Origin of the sequence: Roseateles puraquae (assembly GCF_002205845.1) — a bacterium.
Taxonomy (GTDB): Bacteria; Pseudomonadota; Gammaproteobacteria; order Burkholderiales; family Burkholderiaceae_C; genus Pelomonas; species Pelomonas puraquae.
Genome location: NZ_NISI01000001.1, coordinates 1,060,686 through 1,086,023 on the forward strand (window position 1 = coordinate 1,060,686; position 25,338 = coordinate 1,086,023).

General features: G+C 68.8%; 26 protein-coding genes. 14 read left to right on the plus strand and 12 right to left on the minus strand.

From position 1 onward, the window contains the following. Positions 1 to 90: 90 nt before the first annotated feature. Positions 91 to 615 carry a hypothetical protein gene (locus CDO81_RS04840; protein ID WP_088481978.1) on the plus strand — a complete coding sequence of 175 codons (525 nt, stop codon included), beginning with the start codon at positions 91 to 93 and terminating at the stop codon, positions 613 to 615. A gap of 23 nt (positions 616 to 638) precedes the next feature. Here CDO81_RS04840 and CDO81_RS04845 read toward each other — a convergent pair whose 3' ends face one another. The 4 genes from CDO81_RS04845 to CDO81_RS04860 form a co-directional block, all read right to left on the minus strand. Then, positions 639 to 983 (minus strand): translation initiation factor Sui1, encoded by a 345-nt coding sequence (locus CDO81_RS04845; protein WP_088481979.1) that lies wholly within the window; start codon positions 981 to 983, stop codon positions 639 to 641. Positions 984 to 1,037: 54 nt separating this feature from the next. Further along, a complete protein-coding gene (locus tag CDO81_RS04850) occupies positions 1,038 to 1,649 on the minus strand; it encodes a PEP-CTERM sorting domain-containing protein (RefSeq protein WP_088481980.1) in 612 nt (203 codons plus the stop codon). 106 nt (positions 1,650 to 1,755) lie between these two features. Further along, positions 1,756 to 3,987, minus strand: a complete 2,232-nt coding sequence (locus tag CDO81_RS04855; RefSeq protein ID WP_088481981.1) for a S9 family peptidase — start codon at positions 3,985 to 3,987, stop codon at positions 1,756 to 1,758. A 25-nt stretch (positions 3,988 to 4,012) separates the two neighbouring features. Continuing rightward, positions 4,013 to 4,408, minus strand: a complete 396-nt coding sequence (locus CDO81_RS04860) for a rhodanese-like domain-containing protein (protein ID WP_088481982.1) — start codon at positions 4,406 to 4,408, stop codon at positions 4,013 to 4,015. Between the two features lie 64 nt (positions 4,409 to 4,472). On the opposite strand from CDO81_RS04860, the gene ftrA reads away from it, so the two are divergent. The 4 genes from ftrA (at position 4,473) to CDO81_RS29090 (ending at position 10,156) form a co-directional block, all read left to right on the plus strand. Continuing rightward, positions 4,473 to 5,495, plus strand: coding sequence for a transcriptional regulator FtrA (gene ftrA, locus CDO81_RS04865; RefSeq protein ID WP_088481983.1), 1,023 nt, complete (start codon positions 4,473 to 4,475; stop codon positions 5,493 to 5,495). A 103-nt stretch (positions 5,496 to 5,598) separates the two neighbouring features. Next, positions 5,599 to 6,258 carry a peroxiredoxin gene (locus CDO81_RS04870; protein ID WP_088481984.1) on the plus strand — a complete coding sequence of 220 codons (660 nt, stop codon included), beginning with the start codon at positions 5,599 to 5,601 and terminating at the stop codon, positions 6,256 to 6,258. A gap of 317 nt (positions 6,259 to 6,575) precedes the next feature. Continuing rightward, positions 6,576 to 8,288, plus strand: a complete 1,713-nt coding sequence (locus CDO81_RS29085) for a methyl-accepting chemotaxis protein (protein WP_088481985.1) — start codon at positions 6,576 to 6,578, stop codon at positions 8,286 to 8,288. A gap of 188 nt (positions 8,289 to 8,476) precedes the next feature. After that, complete coding sequence (locus CDO81_RS29090) at positions 8,477 to 10,156, plus strand: methyl-accepting chemotaxis protein (RefSeq protein WP_088481986.1); 1,680 nt, start codon at positions 8,477 to 8,479, stop codon at positions 10,154 to 10,156. A gap of 13 nt (positions 10,157 to 10,169) precedes the next feature. Here the strand turns inward: CDO81_RS29090 and CDO81_RS04885 are convergent, their stop codons facing one another. Beyond that, complete coding sequence (locus tag CDO81_RS04885) at positions 10,170 to 11,105, minus strand: tRNA dihydrouridine synthase (protein ID WP_088481987.1); 936 nt, start codon at positions 11,103 to 11,105, stop codon at positions 10,170 to 10,172. Next, positions 11,102 to 11,623 carry a M48 family metallopeptidase gene (locus tag CDO81_RS04890; RefSeq protein WP_088481988.1) on the minus strand — a complete coding sequence of 174 codons (522 nt, stop codon included), beginning with the start codon at positions 11,621 to 11,623 and terminating at the stop codon, positions 11,102 to 11,104. Before CDO81_RS04890 ends, CDO81_RS04885 begins: the two co-directional genes overlap by 4 nt. Before the next feature lie 80 nt (positions 11,624 to 11,703). On the opposite strand from CDO81_RS04890, the gene CDO81_RS04895 reads away from it, so the two are divergent. Further along, on the plus strand, positions 11,704 to 11,982 hold the full coding sequence (locus CDO81_RS04895; protein WP_088481989.1) for a 2Fe-2S iron-sulfur cluster-binding protein: 279 nt from the start codon (positions 11,704 to 11,706) through the stop codon (positions 11,980 to 11,982). On the opposite strand, the gene CDO81_RS04900 is transcribed toward CDO81_RS04895, so the two are convergent. Then, positions 11,966 to 13,633, minus strand: a complete 1,668-nt coding sequence (locus tag CDO81_RS04900; RefSeq protein ID WP_088481990.1) for a serine hydrolase domain-containing protein — start codon at positions 13,631 to 13,633, stop codon at positions 11,966 to 11,968. The two genes, CDO81_RS04895 and CDO81_RS04900, sit on opposite strands and share 17 nt — an antisense overlap. Positions 13,634 to 13,866: 233 nt before the next feature. On the opposite strand from CDO81_RS04900, the gene CDO81_RS04905 reads away from it, so the two are divergent. Further along, the gene (locus CDO81_RS04905; RefSeq protein ID WP_088481991.1) at positions 13,867 to 14,457 is read left to right on the plus strand and encodes a lysophospholipid acyltransferase family protein; all 591 of its coding nucleotides are present in this window, start codon (positions 13,867 to 13,869) and stop codon (positions 14,455 to 14,457) included. 152 nt (positions 14,458 to 14,609) lie between these two features. Here CDO81_RS04905 and minE read toward each other — a convergent pair whose 3' ends face one another. From minE to minC, 3 genes are read right to left on the minus strand one after another with little or no spacing between them, the layout of a single operon-like run. Then, the gene (gene minE / locus CDO81_RS04910; protein WP_088481992.1) at positions 14,610 to 14,867 is read right to left on the minus strand and encodes a cell division topological specificity factor MinE; all 258 of its coding nucleotides are present in this window, start codon (positions 14,865 to 14,867) and stop codon (positions 14,610 to 14,612) included. A gap of 13 nt (positions 14,868 to 14,880) precedes the next feature. Then, on the minus strand, positions 14,881 to 15,696 hold the full coding sequence (gene minD, locus CDO81_RS04915; protein ID WP_088481993.1) for a septum site-determining protein MinD: 816 nt from the start codon (positions 15,694 to 15,696) through the stop codon (positions 14,881 to 14,883). A 46-nt stretch (positions 15,697 to 15,742) separates the two neighbouring features. Then, positions 15,743 to 16,516, minus strand: coding sequence for a septum site-determining protein MinC (gene minC / locus CDO81_RS04920; RefSeq protein WP_420893071.1), 774 nt, complete (start codon positions 16,514 to 16,516; stop codon positions 15,743 to 15,745). Between the two features lie 691 nt (positions 16,517 to 17,207). On the opposite strand from minC, the gene CDO81_RS04925 reads away from it, so the two are divergent. Genes CDO81_RS04925 through CDO81_RS04945 form a run of 5 tightly spaced genes read left to right on the plus strand, consistent with a single transcriptional unit; the run spans position 17,208 to position 21,323 of the window. Beyond that, entirely contained in the window at positions 17,208 to 17,390 is a 183-nt protein-coding gene (locus CDO81_RS04925) for a hypothetical protein (protein ID WP_088482445.1), read from the plus strand. A gap of 42 nt (positions 17,391 to 17,432) precedes the next feature. Further along, positions 17,433 to 19,478, plus strand: coding sequence for a methionine--tRNA ligase (gene metG, locus CDO81_RS04930; RefSeq protein WP_088481995.1), 2,046 nt, complete (start codon positions 17,433 to 17,435; stop codon positions 19,476 to 19,478). A gap of 28 nt (positions 19,479 to 19,506) precedes the next feature. Then, a complete protein-coding gene (locus CDO81_RS04935) occupies positions 19,507 to 20,244 on the plus strand; it encodes a YoaK family protein (RefSeq protein WP_088481996.1) in 738 nt (245 codons plus the stop codon). Between the two features lie 29 nt (positions 20,245 to 20,273). Beyond that, positions 20,274 to 20,477 (plus strand): DUF3460 family protein, encoded by a 204-nt coding sequence (locus CDO81_RS04940; protein WP_088481997.1) that lies wholly within the window; start codon positions 20,274 to 20,276, stop codon positions 20,475 to 20,477. Positions 20,478 to 20,483: 6 nt separating this feature from the next. Then, positions 20,484 to 21,323, plus strand: a complete 840-nt coding sequence (locus CDO81_RS04945) for a segregation and condensation protein A (protein ID WP_088481998.1) — start codon at positions 20,484 to 20,486, stop codon at positions 21,321 to 21,323. A gap of 33 nt (positions 21,324 to 21,356) precedes the next feature. On the opposite strand, the gene CDO81_RS04950 is transcribed toward CDO81_RS04945, so the two are convergent. Next, positions 21,357 to 22,262 carry a DUF808 domain-containing protein gene (locus tag CDO81_RS04950; RefSeq protein ID WP_088481999.1) on the minus strand — a complete coding sequence of 302 codons (906 nt, stop codon included), beginning with the start codon at positions 22,260 to 22,262 and terminating at the stop codon, positions 21,357 to 21,359. A gap of 68 nt (positions 22,263 to 22,330) precedes the next feature. Then, positions 22,331 to 22,786 carry a MaoC family dehydratase gene (locus CDO81_RS04955; protein ID WP_088482000.1) on the minus strand — a complete coding sequence of 152 codons (456 nt, stop codon included), beginning with the start codon at positions 22,784 to 22,786 and terminating at the stop codon, positions 22,331 to 22,333. A 51-nt stretch (positions 22,787 to 22,837) separates the two neighbouring features. On the opposite strand from CDO81_RS04955, the gene kefF reads away from it, so the two are divergent. Together kefF and kefC are read left to right on the plus strand one after the other, a co-directional pair. After that, positions 22,838 to 23,491 (plus strand): glutathione-regulated potassium-efflux system oxidoreductase KefF, encoded by a 654-nt coding sequence (gene kefF, locus CDO81_RS04960; RefSeq protein WP_088482001.1) that lies wholly within the window; start codon positions 22,838 to 22,840, stop codon positions 23,489 to 23,491. After that, positions 23,488 to 25,323, plus strand: coding sequence for a glutathione-regulated potassium-efflux system protein KefC (kefC, locus tag CDO81_RS04965; RefSeq protein ID WP_088482002.1), 1,836 nt, complete (start codon positions 23,488 to 23,490; stop codon positions 25,321 to 25,323). Before kefF ends, kefC begins: the two co-directional genes overlap by 4 nt. The last annotated feature ends 15 nt before the right edge of the window (positions 25,324 to 25,338 follow it).

Below are 25,338 nucleotides of genomic sequence, written 5' to 3' on the forward strand. Positions count from 1 at the left end.
CAGATTCCCCCTGCGAGGCCAGCGGGCTTGCAATTGCTCACATCTGGCGACGGACGCTTGCCTAGCATGCCGACTGCTGTTGTTTCGCCCATGCCGACCGTCCCGCCCCCGCCCCCCTCCTCGACCGCCCGCCCCGCCCAACCCCGGCTGCTCAGCGGCGCCGGAGGAAGCGGCAGCACCCGGCGCCCGGGCCAGACGGCCACCGGTTCCACGAGCTTCACCGCCACCCTGCCCTTGCAGCGCCCCCAGGCGCCCACGCCGCGGGCCCGGCCGACCGCGCCCGCCGCACCCGAGGGCCTGCCGCGCTGGGCCAAGGGCGTGGTGATCGGCGGCGTGCTGCTCGCGATTGCGATGCCGCTGACCGTGTTGATGTCGCGCTCGATGATCGTGCAGGAGGCGCTGGCCGAGCAGAGCAGCTCCAAGGCAGCCATGGTCTGCACCGCGGGCGAGGCCCGGGCCGTGGACGGCTCCAGCCTGACAGGCTGGCTCTTCGGGGGCTCCTACTTCAGCTGCGGCGACTGGGAGACCCGCGAGGCGCGGGTGCAGCGCGAGCGCGACCAGGCGCAGGCGAACTTCCTGGCCCGCGAGCGGGCTCGCCAGGGCCTGCCGCCCTGAACCTGGGGCTGTGGCCGATGGCCTCAGCCACCCGCGCGCTTGATCGTCCAGCCCTCGGGGCGCGCCTTCAGCCAGGCCAGCACCTTGTCCAGGTGGTCGCCCTGGATCTCGATGACGCCGTCCTTGACCGTACCGCCGCTGCCGCAGCTGGCCTTGAGCTGCTTGCCCAGTGCTGTCAGGGCCGCGTCGTCCAGCGGCAGACCGCGCACCACGGTCACGCCCTTGCCCTTGCGCCCGGCTGTCTCGCGGCTCACGCGCACGATGCCGTCACCCTGGGCGCGAGTCGCAGCCTTGCAGGCGCATTGCGCGACCGGCTGGCCGCAGCCTGTGCAGGCACGGCCGAAATCAGTGGAATAGACCAGCGTCATGCGCCGGACTTTACCGGCGGGCCGTAGGCCAGCGGGCCATGCGGCAGCGCGCCGTCAGCGCGTGCGGCGACGCAGCGCCGTCAGCATGGCCGCACCGCCCAGCCACAGCAACGCGGTGGCGGGCTCGGGCACGGCGCTGATCTGGGTCACGAAGTAGGCATGCCCGACACGGCCGTTGGACCAATCGGCGTTGTACGCCCAGATCGCTGTGGCGTCCGACGACACGGGCGCGAACGCACCCCAGATCTGCAGGCCGGGCAGGTTCTGGCCCATGGACACCGGCGCCGACAGCGTGCCGGCGAAACTGGTTTCCGACACCTGCCAATGGGTCGTGTCCGTGGTCAGTGTGGTCAGCCCGTTGGCAAAGCGAAGCGTCTCACCGCTGAGGCTCAAGTTGGCCAGCAGCATGGCCGGCCCGCCGTTGGCATTGTTGGCGTCGATGAGCAGATAGACGCTCTGGCCCGGCTGCAGGTCGATCGTGGCGGTGCCGACGCTGCCCCAGCCCGAGGTCTTGTCGAAGACCACCGCGCCCGGGTTGCTCAGGTCGGTCGAGACGAAGATCTTGAGGAAATCGTCTGCCGTACCGTTGAAGGTCAGCGTGTCGGCTGACGCCGCGCCGGCGAGGGCGGCAGCGGCCATGGCGAGGGTGCGGGCAAATCGGGACATGACAACCTCCTGGTGATGCGCCGCATGCTAGCCAGGGGCCGGCGCCCCGTCTCGCACGGGCGTCACCGGCCAGGGTGACACCCGCCCCCCGCACTCTCGGGGGCAGTCAATGTCCGGTTTTCAGATGGCGCTCGAAGAAGGCGTCCATCGTCCGGTAGAGGTGCAAGCGCGCGGCCCGGCCGGCGATGCCATGGGCCTTGCCGGGGTAGATCTGCAGGTCGAAGGTCTTCCCAGCGTTCTGCAGGGCCTCCACCAGGCGCAGCGTGTGCTCAAACAGCACGTTGTCGTCCGCCGTGCCGTGCACCAGCAGCAGCGGCTTGGACAGCAAGGCCGCGCGTGACGGCAGGTGGGCGCTGGCGTAATTGGGCGCTTTGCCGTCGGTACCCGGCAGGCCGAGGTAGCGCTCGGTGTAGGCGGTGTCGTAGAGCGTCCAGTCGGTCACCGGCGCCACGGCCACGGCGGCGGCAAAAGGCGTGTCGGCGTCGAGCATGGCGCGGGCGCCCAGGAAGCCACCATAGCTCCAGCCAAAGAAGCCGATGCGCGCCGGGTCCACCGACGGCACCAGCCGCGGCAACTGGCGCACCGCGGTGAACAGGTCAGCCACCTCGGTCTTGCCGAACGCAGCCTGGTGAGCGCGCGTGAAGTCGCGGTCCCGGTGGGCCATGCCGCGGGTGTCCAGCGTCAGCACACCGAAGCCGCGCTGCTGCCAGTAGGCGATGAGTGCCATGTCGCGGCCCCAGGCCCAGTTCACCGTGGACGCGCCCGGGCCGCCGTAAGCCATCACGATGACCGGGTGGCGCACGCCGGCCGCGGCGCGCGCGGCAAAGTAGAAGGCATTCAGCGGCGTGCGGCCGTCGGCTGCCATCAGCGCCAGCGGCTGGGGTTGGTTGGCATAGGCCGCGAGGTCGGGCGATGGCGCGTCGCCCGCCAGCGCGATGGCACCGGTTTGACCGAGCGTCTGCAGCGACAGCGCGGGCGGCTGGCCCCAGGCCGAACGGGTCACGAGCAAACGGGCGCAGGCGTTGTCGGCCTTGGCATCTCGCCACTGGCGCTCCGCCGCGCCGGGCAGCGGCTGCGCCGGGCCGCCGGCCAGCGGCTGCAAGTAGAGCTCCTGGCGCTTGCCCAGGTCGCCGAAGCCGGCAAACACCACGCCGCGCTCGCCCACGCAGACGGCATGCGCCACGGCCTCGGCCTGCTGGGTCAGCGGCGTGCGGCGACCGCTCGTGCGGTCCAGCAGCAGCAACTGACGCCGGCCCGAGGCCTCGCTGGACCAGAGCAGCCCGCGCGGCGTCTCGATGAGGTCGTCGTGCACCTCGACCCAGGCAGGGTCGGTTTCCACCGTGATGTCATGCGGCTGCCAGGCGCCGTCTGCACCGGCCTTGAACTCGGTCAGTGTGAGGCGGGTCTGCGGGCGGTTGAACCACTGCAGCCACGGCGTGCCGTCGGCAAACCAGCCGGCGCGGGCGATGTACTCCGCGCCCGCGGGCAAGGCGAGCTCACGGCGCTGCCCGGTGGCGGCGTCGATCACAAAGGCCGTGACCTTGGCGTTCGCCGCGCCTGCTGCGGGGTAGCGCTGCTCGGTCATGGCGGTGCGGTCGGCAAAGATCTGCGCGCGGGTCTTGAGCGCCACGCCGGATTCGTCCACCCGCAGGGCCAGCAGCGCCTGACCGTTGCGCGACCACCAGAAACCGCGCTGGCGAGCCAGTTCCTCGGCGGCGATGAAATCCGCGAGGCCCCAGGTCACCGTGTCGCTGCCGTCGCTCGTCAGCGGCTGGGGCGTTGCCGCGCCGGACAACGGCAGCAGCATCAGGTTGCCCCCCTGCACGAAGGCCAGGCGCTGGCCGTCGGGCGTGCAGCGCGGGTCTTGCTTGGGCGCATCGGGGCTCTGGGTCAGGCGCTGGGCGCGCGGACCGTCGCCCGTGAGGCGCACAAGGTAGAGATCGCCGGACAGCGGAAACAGCAGCGCGCTGTCGTCCTGCCCGCACCACTGGTAGCCGGTGATGCCGCGCTGGCTGATGCGCTGGCGCTCCAGGGCCATCTTCTCGGCCTCGCTGAGCTTCTGCTCGGCGCCGGCCAGCAGGTCAGCCGCAGCGACGAGTTTGCGCGGCTCGCCGCCAGCGCTCGGCTGGGCCCAGAGCTCCAGCACTTCGCTGTCGGCCTGTGAGGGGCGCAGGAAGCTGACCCAGCGCCCACCGGGCGAGATCTCGGCCTGGCGCGGCAAGCGACCGGCCAAGGGCGGGTCGGCGACGATGCGTTCGAGACTGAGCGAAGGGGGCTGGGCCATCGCCGCGCTCGTGACGCAGGCGGCCGCAGCCAGCAGCAAGGAGGTGATCTTCATCACCGCATGCTAGCTGCCTGCCCGCTCACCCCTGCGCCAGCGCGAAGCCTTCGTCCAGCCATCCCGTGATGCCGCCGGCCATGATCTTGACCGGCCGGCCCAGGGCGGCCAGCCGCAAGGCGCCCCGCGCCGCGCCGTTGCAATGCGGCCCGGCGCAATACGTGACGAAGAGCGTCTCGGCCGGCCAGGCCGCCAGCTTGCTCTCGACGAGCTTGCCGTGCGGCAAATGCACCGCGCCGGGCACATGGCCGCGCGCGAACAGTTCGGCCGAGCGCACGTCCAGCAGCACGAAATCGGCCTCGCCGCGGCTGAGGGCGTCATGCACATCCCAGCAGTCGGTCTCGAACCGGAACTCGGCGGCGAAATGGGCCTGAGCCTCAGCGGGCGACGCGGCGGGAATGGCGGTGACGTGAGAGGGCATGAAGGGCTCCGGTGACAAGTGCGCTCATCGTCGCGCCCGCACGCCGGCGGCACAATTGGCGCGCATGACTCTTATCAACAAGATCACGCCAAGCGCACCGCCAGCAAGAGCGCCCGGCGCGCCGAGCGCCCTCACCGGGCCGCTGGTGGTCGCCCCGGTCTACGACGGCCTGTGCACCTTCGAGTTCGCAATCGCCGCCGAGATCTTCGGCCTCGCGCGGCCCGAGATGGGGCCGGGCTGGTACCGTTTTCGCAGTGCCGCCATCGAGCCCGGTGAGCTGCGGGCTCACGGCGGGCTGCAGGTCACCAGCGACGGCGGGCCCGAGCTGCTGGAGGAGGCCGACCTCATCGTCATGGCGGGCTGGAAAGGCGCCGACGTGCCGGTGCCGGAGGCGCTGGCCGAGCGGCTGCGCGCGGCCTGGGCACGCGGCGCACGGCTTGCGTCGATCTGCTCGGGCGCTTTCGTGCTCGCCGCCACCGGGCTGCTGGACGGCCGCCGCGCCGCGACGCATTGGCGCTATGCCGAGCGGCTGAAAGCGCGCCATCCGGCCATCGACGTGGACGCCCAGGTGCTCTACGTCGAGGAAGACCGCGTACTGACCTCCGCGGGCAGCGCCGCGGGCATCGATCTCATGCTGCACCTCGTGCGCGGCGACTTCGGCGTCGAGGCGGCCAACAGCGTGGCGCGCCGGCTGGTGATGCCCGCGCACCGCAGCGGCGGCCAGGCCCAGTTCATCGAACGCCCGGTGCCCGCCGACCGCGATCATCGGCTCGCCCACCTGCTGGAGCGTGTGCGGGCGGACCTGCGCGCGAACTGGACCGTCGAGCGCATGGCCGCCGCTGCCGCGATGAGCCCGCGCACCTTCCTGCGCCGCTTCACCGAGGCCACGGCGCAGCCGCCGGGCGAATGGCTGGTTGCCGAACGCCTCGCCGAGGCGCGACGCCTGCTCGAAGCCAGCGCTCTGCCCGTGGAGCGGGTGGCGGCCGAAGCGGGATTCGGCAGCGTGCAGGCGCTGCGACATCACTTCCAGGCCCGGCTGGGCCTGTCACCGCGCGACTACCGCGCGTCCTTCGGCAAGGCACGCTGAGCCGCGCGGGCGATAGTCACTTTGGGAGCAAGCTCATGCGGGCACCGCACAAGCGCTCTTCCTATCATGGCCCTCCCCCCGGCCACACCTTCATGGAGCTGCCATGTCCCTGCGCATCAACGACATTGCCCCCGACTTCACCGCCCAGACGACCCAAGGCGAGATTCGCTTCCACGACTGGATCGGCGACCAATGGGCCATCCTCTTCTCCCACCCCAAGGACTTCACGCCGGTCTGCACGACCGAGCTCGGCTACATGGCCAAGATCGAGCCGGAGTTCACCCGCCGCGGTGCCAAGCTCATCGGCCTGTCGGTGGACCCGGTCGACAACCACCACCGCTGGGCCAAGGACATCGAGGAGACCCAGGGCTACCTGCCCCGCTATCCGATGATCGGCGACCACGACCTGCACGTGGCCAAGCTCTACAACATGCTGCCGGCCGATGTGGACGGCACCTCCGAAGGCCGCACCGCCGCCACGAATGCCACCGTGCGGTCGGTCTTCATCGTCGGGCCGGACAAGCGCATCAAGCTGATCCTGACCTACCCGATGACCACCGGCCGCAACTTCGACGAGATCCTGCGGGTGCTCGACAGCCTGCAACTCACCGCCCGGCACAAGGTCGCCACGCCCGCCAACTGGCAGCCAGGTGAGGACGTGATCATTGCCGGCTCGGTCAGCGATGAAGACGCCAAAACCCTCTTCCCGCAAGGCTGGAAGGCCCCCAAGCCCTACCTGCGCATCACCAAGCAGCCCGGCTGACTGCCCAGCCCGCCTCGCCCGAGCCGCCCCGGCGCTTGCCGCCCGGGCGGCTTTTTCTTTGCGCGCCTGATGCGGGCTGATCGCATTTATCAATTTGACAGCACCACGTGCCCGGAAGGGTGCCGTAAAGGCCGCGTGCCAGCAGCGCCATCAACGGCGTTCGCTGCGACATTTTCCACGCGAATCGGCGGGGTCGCACCCCAGCGAATCACTCAGGTGTTTTTATCAAAGATATCATTTGAACTGGACAAAGGCGGCACAGGCAAAGCCTGTCGTGCGGATGAGCGCACGGACCAACAACACGTTCGGAGAATTCCATGGCTGCACTGAAGAACCTGCGCATCGGCACCCGGCTCGGGGCCGCGTTCGGACTGATCACGCTCCTGATGGTGGGCCTGGCCCTGCTGGCCGGGCGCAGCCTGTCCGGCGTGCGCGGTGACATGGACTCCGTGGTGCACGACCTTTACGTCAAGGTCAAGCTCGTGGCCAGCATCGGCAACGATGTGAACCTGCAAGCCCGGGTCGTGCGCAATCTCGTGATCATGGAATCACCCGCCCAGCGGGAGCAGGAAGTGCAGGCGCTGATGGCTTCTCGCGAACGGCTCGCCAAGAGCTACCAGGAACTGGAAGCCCGCCTGCACACCGCGCAAGGGCAGGCTCTGTTCAAACACCTGCAGGACGAGCGTCACACCTACCTCGCTGCGCAGAACGACTTCCTGAAGCAAGTCGAGGCCGGCGACATCGCCGCGGCCCGCCATGTCCTGCTCGAGACGCTGCGTCCGCGCCAGCTGGCCTACATGAAGCGGCTGGACGAGATGACCGAGTTCCAGGAGCAGCTGATGGAGCAGGCCGGCGAAGCCACCCTGGCGACGGTGGACCGGGGCCACACGCTCTCCACGACCACGACGGTGCTGGGCCTGGCCATCGCGCTGGCGGCCGGCCTGCTGGTGACCCGCTCCGTCACGCGGCCTGTGGCGGCGATGGTGACCGACCTGCACACCGTGGCCCGCGGCGATCTGACGGTACAGGTCGTGGTCGACCGAGGCGACGAAGTGGGCCAGTTGCAGCGCGCCTTGTCGGACACCGTGGCCGCGCTGCGTCGCGTCGTGGGTGAGGTGCGTTCGGGCGTGGACTCGGTGACGACCGCCTCCAGCCAGATTGCGGCCGGCAACCAGGACCTGTCCAGCCGCACCGAACAGCAAGCCTCCAGCCTGCAAGAAACCGCCAGCTCGATGGAACAGCTGACCGCCACCGTGCGCCAGAGCGCCGACACGGCCCGCGCCGCCAGCAACCTCGCCGCGAACGCCAGCGCTGCCGCCGAGCACGGCGGCGCGGTGGTGAGCCAGGTGGTGGGCACCATGGATGAGATCACGGCCAGCAGCCGGCGGATCAGCGACATCATCGGCGTCATCGACGGCATCGCGTTCCAGACCAACATCCTGGCGCTCAATGCGGCCGTCGAAGCCGCACGTGCCGGTGAGCAGGGGCGCGGTTTTGCGGTGGTCGCCAGCGAAGTACGCATGCTGGCGCGGCGCAGCGCCGAAGCCGCCAAGGAGATCAAGACCTTGATCGGCACCAGCGCCGACCGGGTGGAAGCCGGCAGCCGCCAGGTGGCCGAGGCAGGCCAGGCCATGCGCGACATCGTCGAGCAGGTGCGCAAGGTGCATGGCCTCATCGGCGAAATGGCCAGCACCGCGAGCGAACAGAGCCGCGGTATCGAACAGGTCAACATCGCCGTCACGCAGATGGACCAGGCGACCCAGCAGAACGCCGCGCTGGTGGAGGAAAGTGCGGCGGCGGCCAGCAGCCTGGCGCAGCAAGCCGAGGCCCTGGCTGCCGTGGCCGCGGCCTTCCGGCTTGAAGGCCCTGCTGCCCCGGGGAGGCCCCTCGCTGCTTCCGATACGGCGTCCACCGCGGCAACGGCGGCACGCGAGGCCGTGGCGCATCCAACGCTGGCCGTACCCCGTCGCTCGCCCCGCACCTCGGCACACGCGCCGGCTGCCGGTGAGCTGGCTTGGGAGTCCTTCTAAGGTCGCAGTCCAGCGGCGGACGCCGCCCCTCAACTCGACCGTGCCTTGCACGGCGTGTCATTTATGCGCATCAACTCCCTCATTTAGGGGAAGTTGTCACGCCCGCCCTCGTGACCGCACCTGCCGCGTATTGCTGAATGTGAAGCCAGCGGCCTACGCTGCGACCGCTTGCCACCTTTGGAGACCGCATGAACGCGATGAAGAACCTGCGCATCGGCACCCGCCTCGGCGCCGCTTTTGCTTTGGTTGCCCTGCTGATGATCGCCATGGCCCTGAATGGCTGGCTGGGCCTGCGGGCCGTGCACAACAACATGGAGGATGTGCTGAAGGACCGCTACGTCAAGGTCAAGCTCGTCAACGACATTGGCGACGACGTGAACCTGCAGGCACGCGCTATGCGCAACGTGCTGCTGCTGGACAGCGAGGACAAGCGCCAGGTCGAGGTGCAGAACATCAGTGAAGCGCGTAATCGCATCGTCAAGCATTACGAAGATCTGGAGAAGCGCCTCAACACGACCGAAGGCCGCAAACGCTTCGACAAGCTGCAGACGGAACGCGCCGCCTTCGTCGCCAGCCAGACGGAGTTCCTGAAGCTGGTCAAGGGCGGTGACATGGACGCCGCCAAGACCTTGCTGCTGGACAAGCTGCGCCCGCTGCAACTGGCCTACATGAAGGAACTGAATCACCTGACGGACTTCCAGGAGCAGCTGATGGACCAGTCCGGCGAGGAGGCCTTCGGCACCATCAGCCGCGTGACCGCCATGTCCCTCGGCGGCACGCTGCTGGGCCTGGCGATGGCCGTGCTGGCGGGCATCGTCGTGACCCGCTCCATCACGCGGCCGATGGCCGTCGTGGTCAGCGACCTGAATACCGTGGCCGGCGGCGACCTGACCGTCAACGTGACCACCGACCGCCGGGACGAACTGGGCGAACTGCAACGCGCGCTCGCCGACACCGTGGCCGCACTGCGCCGCGTGGTGACCGAGGTGCGCTCGGGCGTCGACTCGGTGACCACGGCCTCCAGCCAGATTGCCGCCGGCAACCAGGACCTCTCCAGCCGCACCGAACAACAGGCCTCCAGCCTGCAGGAAACCGCCAGCTCCATGGAGGAGCTGACCGCCACCGTGCGCCAGAGCGCCGACACCGCGCGCGCCGCCAGCAGCCTGGCGGCCGAGGCCAGCGACGCGGCGGGCCGCGGCGGGGAGGTGGTGGGCACCATGGACGAGATCAGCACCAGCAGCCGCAAGATCGTCGACATCATCGGCGTCATCGACGGCATCGCCTTCCAGACCAACATCCTGGCGCTGAATGCCGCAGTCGAAGCCGCCCGGGCAGGCGAGCAGGGCCGCGGCTTTGCGGTCGTGGCCAGCGAGGTGCGCACCCTGGCACAGCGCAGTGCCGAGGCGGCCAAGGAGATCAAGACCCTGATCGGCGCCAGCGTCGAGCGCGTGGAAACCGGCAGCCGCCAGGTCGCCGACGCCGGCGAGGCGATGCAGTCCATCGTTGAGCAGGTGCGCAAGGTCAACGACCTGATCGGCGAGATCGCCAGCACCTCGGCGGAGCAGAGCCGCGGCATCGAGCAGGTCAACATCGCCGTCACGCAGATGGACCAGGTCACCCAGCAGAACGCCGCGCTGGTGGAAGAAAGCGCCGCGGCGGCCAGCAGCCTGGCCCACCAGGCCGAGGCCCTGGCCAAGGCCGTGGCGGTCTTCCGGGTGGACACCTCGGCGGCACGCCCCCTGCGCGCGGCCGCCACGGCGCCCACTCGCGCCAAGGCTCCGGCAGCAGCGCCCAAGCCAGCCAAGGCGCCCGCGCCGGCCAGCAGCGCCAAGGGCACGGAACCCGAGATGGCCTGGGAATCGTTCTGACGGCCGCAGCGGCTCAGGCCGCCGTGCCGAAGAGGCGCCGTGCCAGCTCGTCGGCCGCGTTGACGGTACGCAGCTCGGCATAGGCCGCCTCGGCTTCGGGGTAGGCACGCCGCAGATAGTGCAGCCACTGCTTGAGCCTCCCGCCCTGGTGGCGCGGGGCCACGGTCGCACGCACCTGGCCAAAGAAGGCGGCCATCAGCGGCAGCAGCTGCGCCCAGGGCAGCGGCTCGGCGCGCAGCCCGGCCACCCGCAACGCCAGCCCCGGGTCGGCCACCATGCCACGGCCCAGCATCAGGTGCTCGCAGCCGCTGCGCTCGCGGGCCAGGGCGGCATGTTCCACCGTCCAGATCTCGCCGTTGGCGATCAGCGTGACAGGCACCGCCTCACGCACCGCGGCAATGCGCTCCCAGTAGGCCGGCGGCTTGTAGCCATCGGCCTTGGTGCGGGCATGCACGACGATCTCGCTGGCACCCGCGGCATGAATGGCGCGGGCCACGTCCAGCGTGCGGCTGTCGTCCATGTAGCCCAGGCGCATCTTGGCCGACACCATGATGCCGGCAGGCACCGCGCGCCGCACGGCCGCGACGATGTCGTGGATCAGCTCGGGTTCGTCCAGCAGCACCGCGCCGCCGCGATGGCGGTTGACGCACTTGGCGGGGCAGCCGAAGTTGAGGTCGATGCCTTCGGGCTGCAGCTCCGCCAGCCGTGCGGCGTTCTCGGCCAGGCAGTTCACATCCGAGCCCAGCAGTTGCGGGTGCACGGGCACGCCCGCCGCCGTGCGACCGCCGTGCAGCAGCTCGGGCACGATGCGGGTGAACACCCGCTTGGGCAGCAGTTGGTCGGTCACGCGGATGAATTCGCTGACGCAGCGGTCCACGCCGCCCACACGCGTGAGCACATCCCGCAGGATGTGATCGAGCAATCCTTCCATCGGGGCCAGCAGGATCATGCGGCCCCCTGCTCAACAGCATCGCTGGCCGGGTGTTCAAGGTTCATCAGGTACAGCCGCAGATCGAACTCCAGCTGGAAGTACTCAGGCTCCATGTGCTGGCAGAGCTGGTAGAAGGCCTTGTTGTGATCGAGCTCGCGCAGGTGGGCCAGTTCATGCACGACGATCATGCGCAGCAGCGCGGCGGGCGCCTCCCGGAACAGCGTGGCCACGCGGATCTCGCGCCGCGTCTTCAGCCGCGCACCTTGGACCTGGGTGCGCCGGGTGTGGGTGCCCAGGGCCTGCTGCAGCACGCGCAGCTTGGCATCGAAGCCGACGTAGTTCAGCGGGCCCGCATTGCGCAGGTGGCGCGCCTTGAACGCCTGCACATAGTCGAACAGCGCCGCGTCGCTGCGCACCTCGTGGCGCTCGGGTAGCCGGCGCGCGAGGTGGTCGGCCAGGCGTCCGTCCAGGCGCAGCTGTTCGGCCTGGGCGATGAGTTCGAGGGGGTAGCCGGCAAGGTAGCGGGCGGCAAGCATGAAGCAGTGGCAGGGAACGTGGGCAGGGGGCGTGATTGTCGTTGCCCCGCCGATGCACAGGCCTGCGGCATCATGGCTGCATGCCCGAGACCTACCGTGTCACGCTGCTGCCCGGCGGCGAGCACTTCGAAGCCCCGGCTGACGAGACGGTGCTGCTGTCCGCGCTGGCGGCCGGCATCGCCCTGCCTTGGTCGTGCCGCAATGGCACCTGCCGGACCTGCATCTCCCACCTCGCCGCCGGCCGCATCGAGCACCGGATCGCCTGGCCCGGCCTGTCGCTCGAAGAGAAGGCCGAGGGCTTCATCCTGCCCTGCGTGGCCGAGCCGCGCAGCGACCTGACGATCACCTGCGGGCCATGACGATCTTGGCCGGCCCCTGCAGCAGCGTGGCCGTGGCCGCGGGGCCGTCGTCGCCGCTGAAATCGAGCTGCGCATCCACCTGCGGCACATGCATGCGCCGCGGCGTGCTGGCCTTGAGCTCGAAGGCCGGCTGACCCGGCGCCTGCGCCTTCAGCCGCCCCTGCTCGTCGACGAACACGCGGATGGAGAACTCCGGTGCGCTGTAGTCCCCCACCAGGGCTTGCATCTGGGCCGGGCTCAGCGTGATGAAGCTCAGCTCGGCAGGCAGGTCGCCGCGGCGCACCCAGCGCTCGGGCTCGGCCTCGCCGTTGCTGTAGACCTGCAGCGCCACAGGGCGGCCGTCGCTGCCGCGCTCGACCTGCAACCAGCTCAGGCCGTCCGGAAAGGCGTAACGCCCCTCGCCCTGCGGCACCAGGGCGATGCTGCTGCCGCCGCCGCGCTGGCTGTGCAGGCGGCCGTCCTTGACGCGCAGGGTGCGCGGCGGCTGGCCGTCGCGGGCGTACACGCCTTCGGCGGCCTTGAGCTGCTCCGGCGGCACAGCCACGGGCTGGGGGTCGGTGAAGGGCTCGCCGATGGCGAAAGCCGCGAGCTTGCGGGCCACGGCATCCATCGGCAGGCCCGGACCGTCGCTGTTGCGCAGGATGACGACCGTGGTCTGCGTCTGCGGAAGGTAGGTCAGCATCGAGACGAAGCCGTGAATGCCGCCGCCATGCGAGAACAGCGGCTGGCCACGCAGCGACCCCACGCCGATGCCATAGCCATAACGCTGCGCCTGGGCGGCACCTTCAGGCGTCGTCATGCGGGCGTAGAGCGCGGGGCTGAGCAGGCGGCCCCCATGCAGGGCCTGGTTCCAGCGCCACAGGCCTTCGGTGTTGGCCACCAGCGCACCGGCGGCGTGGGGCTGGGTCATGCTGATCAAGCCGGCCGGCACCACGCGCCCGCCCTCGGCCACGGTGTAGCCCTGCGCCATGCCCTTGAGCAGGCGGTCACCGGCGGGATAGTGAATGCTGCTGATGCGGGCCGGCTGCAGCAGCAACCCATCGATGCTCTCGTGCCACGACTTGCCGGAGATGGCCTCGACCACCGCCCCCACGAGCACGTAACCGGAGTTGTTGTAGGCCCACTTCGCCCCGGGTGCGAAGTCGGGCGGCAGGTCCTTGAAGACCTTCACGAGCTCCGCCGTGCTCAGGTCGCTGCGCACCGGATTGCCCATGTAGCCGGCGATGCCGGTGTAGCTCTTCACACCCGAGGTGTGGTTGAGCAACTGGGCCAGCGTGATCTGGGCGCCGTTCGGGTAGTCGGGCAGGAACCGCGACAGCGGGTCGTCCAGCGCCGCCTTGCCCTGGTCGATCTGCTTGAGCAGTGCGGCAGCCGCGATCTGCTTGGTGACCGAGCCGATGCGCATCAACTGGTCGGGCTGCATCGCCACGCCCAGCTCCACGCTGGCCAGGCCGCGCGCGCCCTTGTAGAGCAGCTGGTCGCCGCGGGCCACGAGCACTGTCACGCCGGGGCCATCGACGGCGAGCTTCTGGGCATCGAGCAGCTGCTCGGCATAACGAGCCATCGCCGCGGGGGTCGCCGGCTCACCCGCGTGGGCGGGTGCGCCGAAGGCGATCAGGACGGCGGCACAGGCCGCGGGGGTCAGACGCATGAACAGGCTCCAGAACTTGAAGGTTCACAGCATCGCGATGCCGCATCGAGTTCACAAGCGCGGATGCGATGAACGGCAGGATCCCGTGCACCAGCCGCGTGCCCGCCATCCACAGCTGCTGTGGACAACCCCGTGAACAGCCTGCGGGCGGAAGTCGCAAGTCCTTGGCAGATCAGCATTTTTCTTGCGCTGCCTCAGTTTTTGGCAGTGCACCAGCACGGGACAATCGCCGCATGCATCGCACCATCTTCACGACACCCGTCGTCAGCAGTTTGCTGCGCGGTTTCTCCCTGGCCTGGCTGCGCCTGGCGGGCTGGACCGTGCAGGGCGCCCTGCCCGAGCAGGCCCGCAAGAGCGTGTTCATCGCCGCGCCCCATACCAGCAACTGGGACCTGCCCTACACCCTGTTCGCCGCCTTCGCCCTGCGGCTCACGCCCTACTGGATGGGCAAGGCCTCGATCTTCAAGTTCCCGTTCGGCGGGCTGATGCGCTTTCTGGGCGGCATCCCGGTGGATCGCAGCAAGAGCAACAACCTGGTGGCCGCCTCGGCGGACGCGCTGAACGCCGCCGACGGCCCGGTACAGCTCATCGTGCCGCCCGAGGGCACGCGCAGCAAGACCATCTACTGGAAGACGGGCTTCTACTGGATCGCCGTCACAGCGAAGCTGCCCATCGTCATGGCCTACATGGACTACCCGCGCAAGCTCGTGGGCCTCGGGCCGCTGTTCATGCCCACCGGCGATGTCGACGCCGACATGGCCGAGATCAAGCGCTACTACGCCCAGTACAAGGGCAAGAACGCGAGTCAATTCACCCACGAGTAGCCAGCCCCTCGTCCGGTCTTGCCGCGCTGAACGCGGGCAAACCCAGCCGGTCCCCCGAGGGGACGGCGATGCGCGCGGCATTCAGCCGCTCGCACATCGCCCAGGCGGGCCGGCTTGGGGCGGCCCGGCGCTCGGCCCGAAATCCGGCGCGCTTACTTCGCTTCCGGCAATTCGATCTTCACTTCGAGCACCTCGAGGTCGCCCTGGCGCTCCATGTGGACCTTGATGTCGTCGGGGTTGATCGACACGTATTTGCTGATCACCGCCACCAGCTCCCGCTGCAGCTGCGGCAGGTAGTCGGGGCTGCTGCTGCGGCCGTTGCGCTCGTGGGCGAGGATGAGCTGCAGGCGCTCCTTGGCGACGCTGGCGGAGCTCTTCTTCTCGCCGAGGAAAAAGTTCAGGAATCCCATCGCGAGGCTCCTATCACTTGGCGCCGAAGACGCGCTTGAACCAGCTCTGCTTCACGGCTTCGGTGAAGCGCATGGGCTTCTCTTCGCCCAGGAAGCGGGCGACGACGTCCTTGTAGGCCTCGGACACATCGCTGCCCGCCAGGTGGATGGCCGGCGTGCCCTGGTTGGACGCCTGCAGCACGCTCTCGCTCTCGGGAATGACGCCGATCAGCGGGGTGCGCAGGATTTCGTGGATGTCGTCCAGGCTCAGCATCTGGCCGCCTTCCACGCGGTTGGGGTTGTAGCGCGTGATGAGCAGGTGCTCCTTCACGGGCTCGGCGCCCTCGATCGCGCGCTTGGTCTTGCTGGACAGCATGCCCAGGATGCGGTCGCTGTCGCGCACCGAGGAGACTTCGGGGTTGGTCACCACCAGCGCCTCGTCGGCGTAGTGCATGGCCATCAGCGCGCCCGTCTCGATACCGGCAGGCGAGTCGCAGACGATGAAGTCGAACTCCATGGCCTTGAGCTCGTCCAGCACGCGCTCCACGCCTTCTTGCTTGAGCGCATCCTTGTCGCGCGTCTGCGAGGCCGCCAGGATGTAGAGCTTGTCGAGCTGCTTGTCCTTGATGAGCGCCTGCGTGAGCTTGATCTCGTCGTTGATGACGTTGATCAGGTCATACACCACGCGGCGCTCGACGCCCATGATCAGGTCGAGGTTGCGCAGGCCGACGTCGAAGTCGATGACGCAGGTCTTGAAGCCGCGCATCGCGAGGCCGGTGGCAAAGCTTGCGCTGGTGGTGGTCTTGCCGACCCCGCCCTTGCCGGAAGTGACGACGACGATCTTGGTCATCTGGGGCTTTCTTCGTTGGTTCAGTTCAATGGGGTTGGGTGCGGCGTCACAGCGACAGCGGCTGCATCAGCAGCTTCTCGCCGTCGAGCAGCACTTGCGCCGGCTTGCCGGCCACCTCGGCCGGCAGCGGGTTCTCGGTCGTGCGGTAGATGCCGGCGATGGACAACAGCTCGGCTTCCAGGCTGTGCGCGTAGATGCGGGCCGAGGTGTCGCCCCGGGCGCCGGCAATCGCCTTGCCGCGCAGTGGCGCATACACATGCACGCTGCCATCGGCGATGACCTCGGCGCCGTGGTTCACGAGCGCCAGCACGACCAGATCGCTGCCCTTGGCGTAGACGCGCTGGCCGGAGCGCAGCGGCTTGTCGACGATCATGGTCGGCACCGGTGCGGCGGGCCGCTCAACGATCTTCTCGACGACGATCTCGCGCACCACCTCGCGCACGGTCTCTGCAGGGGCTGCGGCTGCCGGCGCGGCGCGCTCGGGCACAGCTTCATCAGCGGCATCAGCCAGGCCGAGTTCATGGGCCAGTGCGAGTTCTTCCGCGGTGGCACCTGCCACGGCCACGGGTTGCAGTTGACTGGCCCGCAGCAGCGCGACGATGCCGCGCAGGTCCACCGGCGCCGGGCCATCCAGCGCGAGCGGCGCCTGGCCCTCGGGCACCGGCACGGCCGGCGCGCGAGGCACGGCGCTCAGGTCGATGACCACGGGCTCGTGCTCGAAGCCGCCGCTGCCGGCGCGGGCCGCCCAGTCGGCGGTGATCTCGGCCATGTCGCTGCTGTGCAGCACCAGCCCGAGCAGGCTGAAGCGGCGGGACTTCAATTCGAAAGTGCCGGCCCGCGACGCACCCTTGCGCGCTGCGCCTGCGCCGCCGTCATTGCCCCTCGTCTGATCCGCCATCGCCCCGTTGCCGCCTCGGTAAAAGGCCGCGAGTTTAGCCGCGCGCCCCGCGCCGACCGGTTGGGGACTGCCCCCAAGGTGCTGCCGCCGTCCCCGGCCTGCGCCTCAAAAACAGGCAGCGCAGCGCCAGCGGCGGCCGATCAAGCACTTAGCGCCGCTGTCGTCAGGCGGCCCACAGACTTGTCCACAGTTGGCGGGGACAAAACCGGGGTTTTCCGTCCTTCCGACGTGTGACATCCGGCCATCGGGGCTTGACTTATCCCCAAATTCCGAACCCGTCAAGCCTTTTGCGCCCGTCTCCCCAGCATGACCTCAAGGCCCGACGCTGGAGCGCTAAGTCCTTGATTCATATAGAAAGCCGAGAAGTGCCTAAAAATTCAGCAACCTAAGAGGAGCCGCATCACACAAGGGCTTGGCTGCGATGGCACCCCCTTTTCCACAAAGTTTTCCACAGACTCAGTGGATAGCTTGCAGAAGTGTTACGGATCAGTGACTTAGGGGCGGTCGTTGAGGTGATGTTGAAGATTCGGCGCCAAGTTGGGCTGCCGTTGCGACGGGCCTGCGGGTTACATTGGCCCTGCCCGCAGCCCGCGGGTGCCGCAGGAGATTGCAGGTGGCCACGCCGAACTACAGCTACGAAAAACGCCAGCGCGAGCTGGCCAAGAAGCGCAAGGCCGAAGAGAAGCGCCAGCGCAAGCTCAACGGCAAGCCCGCCGATGACAGTCCGGCCGGCGAGGCCGAGGGCGAGACGCCCGCCGAAGGCGCGGCGCCCGACACCAGCGAACCGCAAACCTAGAATCCAGGGCTTTCCCGTCCCGCTTCAGCCGCTACAGCGCCCATGCCCCGCCAGCTTTTCGTCACCACTGCCCTGCCCTATGCCAACGCCGGTTTCCACATCGGCCACATCATGGAGTACACCCAGGCCGACATCTGGGTTCGCTACCAGCGCATGGCGGGCTCGCAGGTGCACTTTGTCTGCGCGGACGATGCCCATGGCGCGCCGATCATGATTGCGGCGGAGAAGGCGGGCAAGACACCGCAGGACTTCGTTGCCGGCATCGCCGCCGGCCGCAAGCAGTACCTCGACGGCTTTCACATCAGCTTCGACAACTGGCACTCGACCGACGGCCCGGAGAACCACGAACTCTCCAAGGCCATCTACCTCGCGCTGCGACACAACGAGCTGATCTCGACCAAGACCATCGAGCAGTTCTTCGACCCCGAGAAGTCGATGTTCCTGCCCGACCGCTTCATCAAGGGCGAATGCCCCAAGTGTGGCGCGAAGGACCAGTACGGCGACTCCTGCGAGGTCTGCGGTGCGGTCTACGCGCCCACCGAACTGAAGAACCCCTACTCGGTGCTGTCGGGTGCCACGCCGGTGCTCAAGACCAGCGAACACTACTTCTTCAAGCTCAGTGACCCGCGCTGCGTGGAGTTCCTGACGCAGTGGACGCAAGACACCGGCCGCCTGCAGCCCGAGGTGCTGAACAAGATCCGTGAATGGTTCGAGCCCGATGAAGACGGCAACAACCGCCTGAGCGACTGGGACATCAGCCGCGACGCGCCCTACTTCGGCATCGAGATCCCCGACGCGCCGGGCAAGTACTTCTATGTCTGGCTGGACGCCCCCATCGGCTACCTCGCCTCTCTGAAGAACTACTTCGGCAAGATCGGGAAAGACTTTGATGCCTTCATGGCCGACGAGTCGGTGGAGCAGATCCACTTCATCGGCAAGGACATCACCTACTTCCACACGCTGTTCTGGCCCGCGATGCTGCACTTCAGCGGCCGCAAGACGCCCAACCACGTCTTCGTGCACGGCTTCATGACCGTCAATGGCGGCGAGAAGATGAGCAAGAGCCGCGGCACCGGCCTGGACCCGCTGAAATACCTCAGCCTGGGCCTGAACGCCGAATGGCTGCGCTACTACATCGCTGCCAAGCTCAACGCCCGCGTCGAGGACATCGACTTCAACCCCGAAGACTTCGCCGCCCGCGTCAACAGCGACCTGGTGGGCAAGTACATCAACATCGCCTCGCGTGCGGCCGGTTTCCTGACGAAGCGGTTTGGTGGCAAGCTCAGCGCCGACCTCGGCGTGGAAGGCCGCATGCTGCTGGACGCGCTGCGTGCCCACAGCGGCGCCATCGCCGAGCTGTACGAGACGCGCGAGTTCGGCAAGGCGCTGCGCGAGATCATGACGCTGGCCGACAAGGTCAACGAATTCGTCGACCAGCACAAGCCCTGGGAGCTGGCCAAGCAGGACGGCATGGACGCGGCGCTGCATGACGTCTGCAGCGTCTGCATCGAGGCCTTCCGCCTGCTCACGATCTACCTGAAGCCCGTGCTGCCGGCCCTGGCCGCGCAGGTCGAGGCCTTCCTGAAGGTCGAGCCGCTGCAATGGGCCGATGCTGCCCGCGCGCTGGGCGCCCACACCATCGGCACCTACCAGCACCTGATGCAGCGTGTGGACCTGGCCAAGGTCGAGCAGCTGTTCGAAGCCCCGCCGGCGCCGAAGGTCGTGCCCGGTGGCGAAGACATCGCCGCCGAGATCAAGATCGACGATTTCGCCAAGGTCGACCTGCGCATCGCCAGGATCGTGAAGGCCGAGCTGGTGGGAGGCTCCGACAAGCTGCTGCGCCTGACGCTGGACGCGGGCGAAGGCCGCACGCGCAATGTCTTCAGCGGCATCCGCAGCGCCTACAAGCCGGAAGACCTCGAAGGCAAGCTCACCGTGCTGGTGGCCAACCTCGCGCCGCGCAAGATGAAGTTCGGCATCAGCGAGGGCATGGTGCTGGCAGCCAGCCACGCCGACGAGAAGGCCAACCCGGGCCTCTTCGTGCTGGAGCCCCACGCTGGCGCCCAGCCCGGCATGCGGGTGCGCTGAGCCGCGACCGCCCGCCCTGCCCGCCGCCATGCCCACGGACTACGCCCGCCGGCTGCTGTCCATCGAGCGCACCGCGGAGGGCAACGCCCACCTGGGCTGGATGCTGGCCTTCATTGCCGGCGCGACGAATGCCGGCGGCTTCCTGGCGGTGCAGCAGTACACCTCGCACATGACCGGCATGGTCTCGGCCGCAGCCGACGGCCTGGTGCTCGGCCAGCACCAGGCACTGCTCACGGCCGCAGGCGCGCTGCTGTCCTTTCTGGCGGGTGCGGCCTGTACGGCGGTGCTGGTCAACTTCGGGCGCCAGCACCGCGCCCACAGCATCTTTGCGCTGCCGCTGCTGCTGGAAGCCGCCTGCCTGCTGCTGTTCGGGCTGATGGGCGCCTGGCTGCAGGGCCTGCAGGCCCTGTTCATCCCGGCGGCGGTGGCCATCCTGTGCTTCACGATGGGCCTGCAGAACGCGCTGATCACCAAGGTCTCGCGGTCCGAGATCCGCACCACCCACCTGACCGGCATCGTCACCGACCTCGGCATCGAACTCGGTCGCGGCCTGTACGGCCGACTGGGGGGCGAGCCGGTGCCGGTCAACAGCACCAAGCTGCGCCTGCTGGGTGGCCTGCTGCTGGCCTTCGCGGTGGGCGGGGTGATCGGCGCCTGGGCGTTCAAGGCCGTCGGCTATGCCGCCACCTTGCCGCTGGCCGCCTGGCTGGCCCTGCTGGGCGCCGTGCCGGCCTGGGATGACGTCGACCGGCTGCGCGCCCGATAAAATCCCGCGATTCGATTGAGAGACCCGCCATGCCGCTGTTCTGGAAGCCCTACAAGTCCGACGTCACCCAATTCATCGAGCAGCTCAAAGCCCAGCGCCCGACGCTCGAAGCCGAGCAGCGCGCCGGCCGCGCCCTGCTGTGGGACAAGGAACAGGACCGCTCCGCCCAGGCCGGTTTCGACCAGGCCCGCGTGGCCCAGAAGCCCTACGTGTACCAGACGGATTCCAAGTAATCCGTCATGACGGTCGTGGCTGACGAGTCCAGCCCAGCCACGCCCGACCTCCCCGAGGTCGTCGACGCGGTGGCCGTGGCCCGCCTGTACGGCGAGCCGCTGTTCCAGCTGCCGCTGGACCTCTACATCCCGCCGGATGCGCTGGAGGTCTTCCTGGAGGCCTTCCAGGGCCCGCTGGACCTGCTGCTGTATCTGATCCGCAAGCAGAACTTCAACATCCTCGACATCCCGCTGGCCGACGTCACGCGCCAGTACCTGAGTTATGTCGAGCAGATCCGCAAGCACAACCTGGAGCTGGCTAGCGAATACCTCTTGATGGCCGCGATGCTGATCGAGATCAAGTCGCGCATGCTCCTGCCGCCCAAGAAGACCGAGGACGGCAAGGAGGCGGAAGACCCCCGGGCCGAGCTGGTTCGCCGGCTGCTGGAGTACGAGCAGATGAAGCTCGCCGCCGCACGGCTGGACCGGCTGCCGGTGCTGGGCCGCGACTTCCTGCGCGCGCAGATCCACATCGAGCAGTCGCTCACGCCGCGCTTCCCCGATGTGTCGACTGCCGACCTGCGCGAGGCGTGGCTGGACATCCTCAAGCGCGCCAAGCTCAACCAGCATCACAAGATCAGCCGCGAGCAGCTCTCGGTGCGCGAGCACATGAGCATCGTGCTGCGGCGGCTGCAAGGCCAGCGATTCGTGGAGTTCGAGCAGCTGTTCGACGTGGAGAAGGGCCAGGCCGTGCTGGTCGTCACCTTCATCGCGATGCTGGAGCTCGCCAAGGAGCGGCTGCTGGAGATCACGCAGGCCGAGGCCTTCGCCCCCATCTACGTGCGGCTGGCCTACACGCCCGTCTGAGCGGTTCGGCGCCCGGCCGAACCGCGCCTTGCCCTACTTGCCGCGCAGCTTTTGCACGGCCGTCACGCCAGCCAGCACCAGCGCGCCGGCCACCACCCCCACCAGGGCATTGGCGCCGTTCTCGATGAGCGCTGCCACGAGCCAGGCCTGACCTTCAACGAGGTGGGCGATGGCATGGTGCAAGGGCGCGATGCCATGGGCCAGGATGCCGCCGCCCACCAGGAACATGGCAGCCGTGCCGAGCACGGTCAGCAGCTTCATCAGGCGAGGCGCTGCAGCCAGCAGGAAGCGGCCGACGGCCTGCGACACCGCCCCGGCCTTGCGAGACAGCCACAGGCCCACGTCGTCCATCTTCACGATGCCGGCCACGAAGCCGTAGACGCCGACCGTCATCGCAATCGACACGGCGATCAGCACGGCCAGTTGCTGCTGCAGCGGCACACTCGCCACCGTCCCGAGCGAGATGACGATGATCTCGGCGGACAGGATGAAGTCGGTCCGGATGGCGCCCTTGACCTTGTCGCGCTCGTAGGCGGCCATGTCGACCTTCTCGTCGGCGACCGCCTTCACATGCTCGGCCCGGTGGGCTTCATCCTCTTCAGGGCTGTGCAGGAACTTGTGCGCGAGCTTCTCGAAGCCCTCGAAGCACAGGAAGGCGCCGCCCAGCATCAGCAGCGGCGTGATCGCCCACGGCGCAAAGGCCGAGATGGCCAGCGCCGCCGGCACCAGGATGGCCTTGTTGATGAGCGAGCCCCAGGCCACGGCCCAGACCACCGGCAGTTCCCGGTCGGCCTTCACGCCGGTGACCTGCTGGGCGTTCAACGCCAGGTCGTCGCCGAGCACGCCCGCCGTCTTCTTGGCCGCGACCTTGGTCATGGTCGCCACGTCGTCCAGGACGGTGGCGATGTCATCGAGCAAAACGAGAAGGCTGGAGGCCATGGGGCGTGCGTGGGTGCAAAAACCCGGGATGCTAGCCGCCCTGACGAGCGGCATGCTCAACCAAAACCTTAGCGATAGTGCCGCGCCAGGCTCTCCGCCACGCAGACCGGCTTGGCCGCCCCTTCGGCTTCCACGGCGACTTCCACCGTCAACTGCACCGCACCGCCAGCCACGTCGTCCATGGCCAGCAGCTTGAAGCCGGCGCGCAACCGGCTGCCCACCGGCACGGGCGCCGTGAAACGCACCTTGTTGAGGCCGTAGTTGACGACCATACGCGTCTCGCGCACCGCAAAGCCGGTCTCGAAGAAGTACGGGATCAGCGACAGCGTCAGGAAGCCATGCGCGATCGGGCCGCCAAACGGCCCGGCCTTGGCGCGCTCGGGGTCGACGTGGATCCACTGCCGGTCTTCGGTGGCTTCGGCGAAGGCGTTCACGCGGGCCTGGTCAACGGTGATCCAGTCACTGTGGCCCAGCGGCTGGCCGACCAGGGCCTGGAGGTCGGCGAGGGTGTCGAAGATGCGCATGCGGGTGAGCGAGGTGGGAGCTGTCGTGCGGCCAAGGTAACCTAGCTCGCCATGCCTGACAGTACCGCCCGCGACATCCTCGTCCTCGCCGCCCACCCCGACCTCGCCCGCTCACAGGTGACGCGCACCCTGCTCGACACCCTGCGAGCCTCCCCGGCGGCGGAGCGTGTCGAGCTGCGCGACCTGTACCGCCTCTACCCGGACTTCCACATCCACGTCGACGCCGAACAGCGTGCGCTGCAGCAGGCCCGGCTGGTGGTCATGCTGCACCCGATCTACTGGTACAGCATGCCGGCCCTGCAAAAGCTCTGGCTGGACGACGTACTTCGCCTGGGCTGGGCCTACGGGCCTGGCGGCACCGCCCTGCATGGCAAGGACTTCTGGCTGGTCGCCTCCACCGGCGGCAGCGAGCAGGCCTATGCCCCGGGCGGACACAACCACCACGCCCTGGACGAGTTCTTGCTGCCTTATCACCAGTCGGCGCGCACCTGCGGCATGACCTGGCTGCCGCCCCAGGTGCTCTACAGCGCCCACCGCGCCACCGAGGCCCAGATCCAGGCCCACGCGGACCTCTTCGTGCAGCGGCTCATTCACTTCCCCGAATGGTGCGACCGACTCGCCGATCGCGGCGTGGGCGACGAGGAGGCCGTGGCACTGGACGAACGCCCCGCACTCTTCACGGCCTTGGACGGGGGTGCCGCATGAGTCACGGGAGCTGGCTGCAACTGCCCTTGGTCTTCCTGGCTGCGGCGGTGCTGGCCGTGCCGCTGGCGCGTTATCTCAGGCTGGGAGCCATCCTGGGCTACCTGGTCGCGGGCCTGCTGATCGGGCCTGCGGTGCTCGGGCTGGTGCCGGAGTCCAGCGCGATTCCCGAGGTGGCCGAACTGGGCGTCGTGCTGATGCTCTTCCTGGTCGGGCTGGAGCTCGAACCCAAGCGGCTGTGGGCCATGCGCCGGCCGATCTTCGGCTGGGGCAGCGTGCAGCTGCTGGGCTGCGCCGCGGTGTTGACGGCGGTGGGCGTCGCCACGGGGCATCCATGGCGGCTGTCGCTGGTGGTGAGTCTGGGGCTGGCGATGTCGTCCACCGCGGTGGCGCTGGCCGTGCTGGCCGAGCGCAACCTCGGGCGCACGACGGCGGGCGAGAGCATCCTGTCGGTGGCCCTGCTGCAGGACATCGCGGCCATCCCCATCCTGGCGCTGGTGCCGGTACTGGCACTCAGCGGCGCGCACGGCGAGGACGAGGGCCAGACCTGGCTGGCTGCCGCCAAGGCCGTGGGCGCCATCATCACCATCGTGTTTGGCGGCCGCCTGCTGCTGCGCCCGGCCCTGCGCTGGATCGCCCACAGCAAGACGCCCGAGATCTTTACCGCCGCGGCCCTGCTGCTCGTGCTAGGTACGGCAGCGCTCATGCAGCTGGTCGGCCTGTCGATGGCGCTGGGCGCCTTCCTGGCCGGCGTGCTGCTGGCCGAGAGCGAGTACCGGCGCGAGCTGGAGACCGACCTGGAGCCTTTCAAGGGCCTGCTGCTGGGGCTGTTCTTCATCGCGGTCGGCATGGGGCTGGACCTGAAGGCCGTGGCCGCGCAGCCGGTCTTCGTGCTGGGCGTGCTGGCGACCCTGCTGGTGTGCAAGACGGTTGTGCTGGTCGCCATGGCCCGCGCGATGCAGATCCCGCTGGTAGAGCGGCCCGCCTTCGTCATCCTGCTGGCCCAGGGCGGCGAGTTCGGCTTCGTGGTGTTCCAGCTGGCGCAGAGCGAGGGCATGATCACCGCGGGCCAGAACTCGGCGCTGGTGGCGGCCGTGGCGTTGTCGCTGGCGCTCACGCCGCTGCTGCTGACCGGTGGCGACCGGCTCATGTCGCAGAAGCTCGCCCGCCTGGGCCAGAAGCACAAGCGCGACGAAGCGCCGCCGCCGCCCGCGCCCATCCTGATTGCCGGCAGTGGCCGCTATGGCCAGGTGGTGGGCCGCATGCTGCGCGCCAGTGGCCTGGAGGCCACCCTGCTCGACCAGGATTCCGAAGCCATCGAGGGCCTGCGCAGGTTCGGCTGGACGGTGCACTACGGCGACGCCACCCGGCTGGACCTGCTCAAGAGCGCTGGCGCCGCCACGGCCCGCATCCTCGTCATCGCGGTGGACGACATCGGCCAGAGCCTGGAGATCGCTGAACTGGCGCGCGAACACTTCCCGCAGCTCACGGTGGTCGCCCGGGCGCGCAACGTGCAGCACTACTACCAACTGCGCGAGGCCGGCGTGCGCCACATCGAGCGCGAGACCTTCGACTCGGCCTTGATGAGCGCCCGCAGCGTGCTCGAACTCACCGGCATGGAGCCCCACGCCGCCCGCCGCCAGGCCATGCACTTCCGCCGCCACAACATCGAGGTGCTGGAGCGCATGCTGCCGCTGCAAAGCGACGAAGGCGCGCTGATCGCCGCCGCCAAGCTGGGCCGGCAGCAGTTCGAGCAGCAGATGGCGGCCGAGCGCGACGCCGAAGAAGCCCATCGCCGGGCGCAGCGCGGCGGCTGGGACAAGCACGACGATTGATCGCCCCACCGGCCG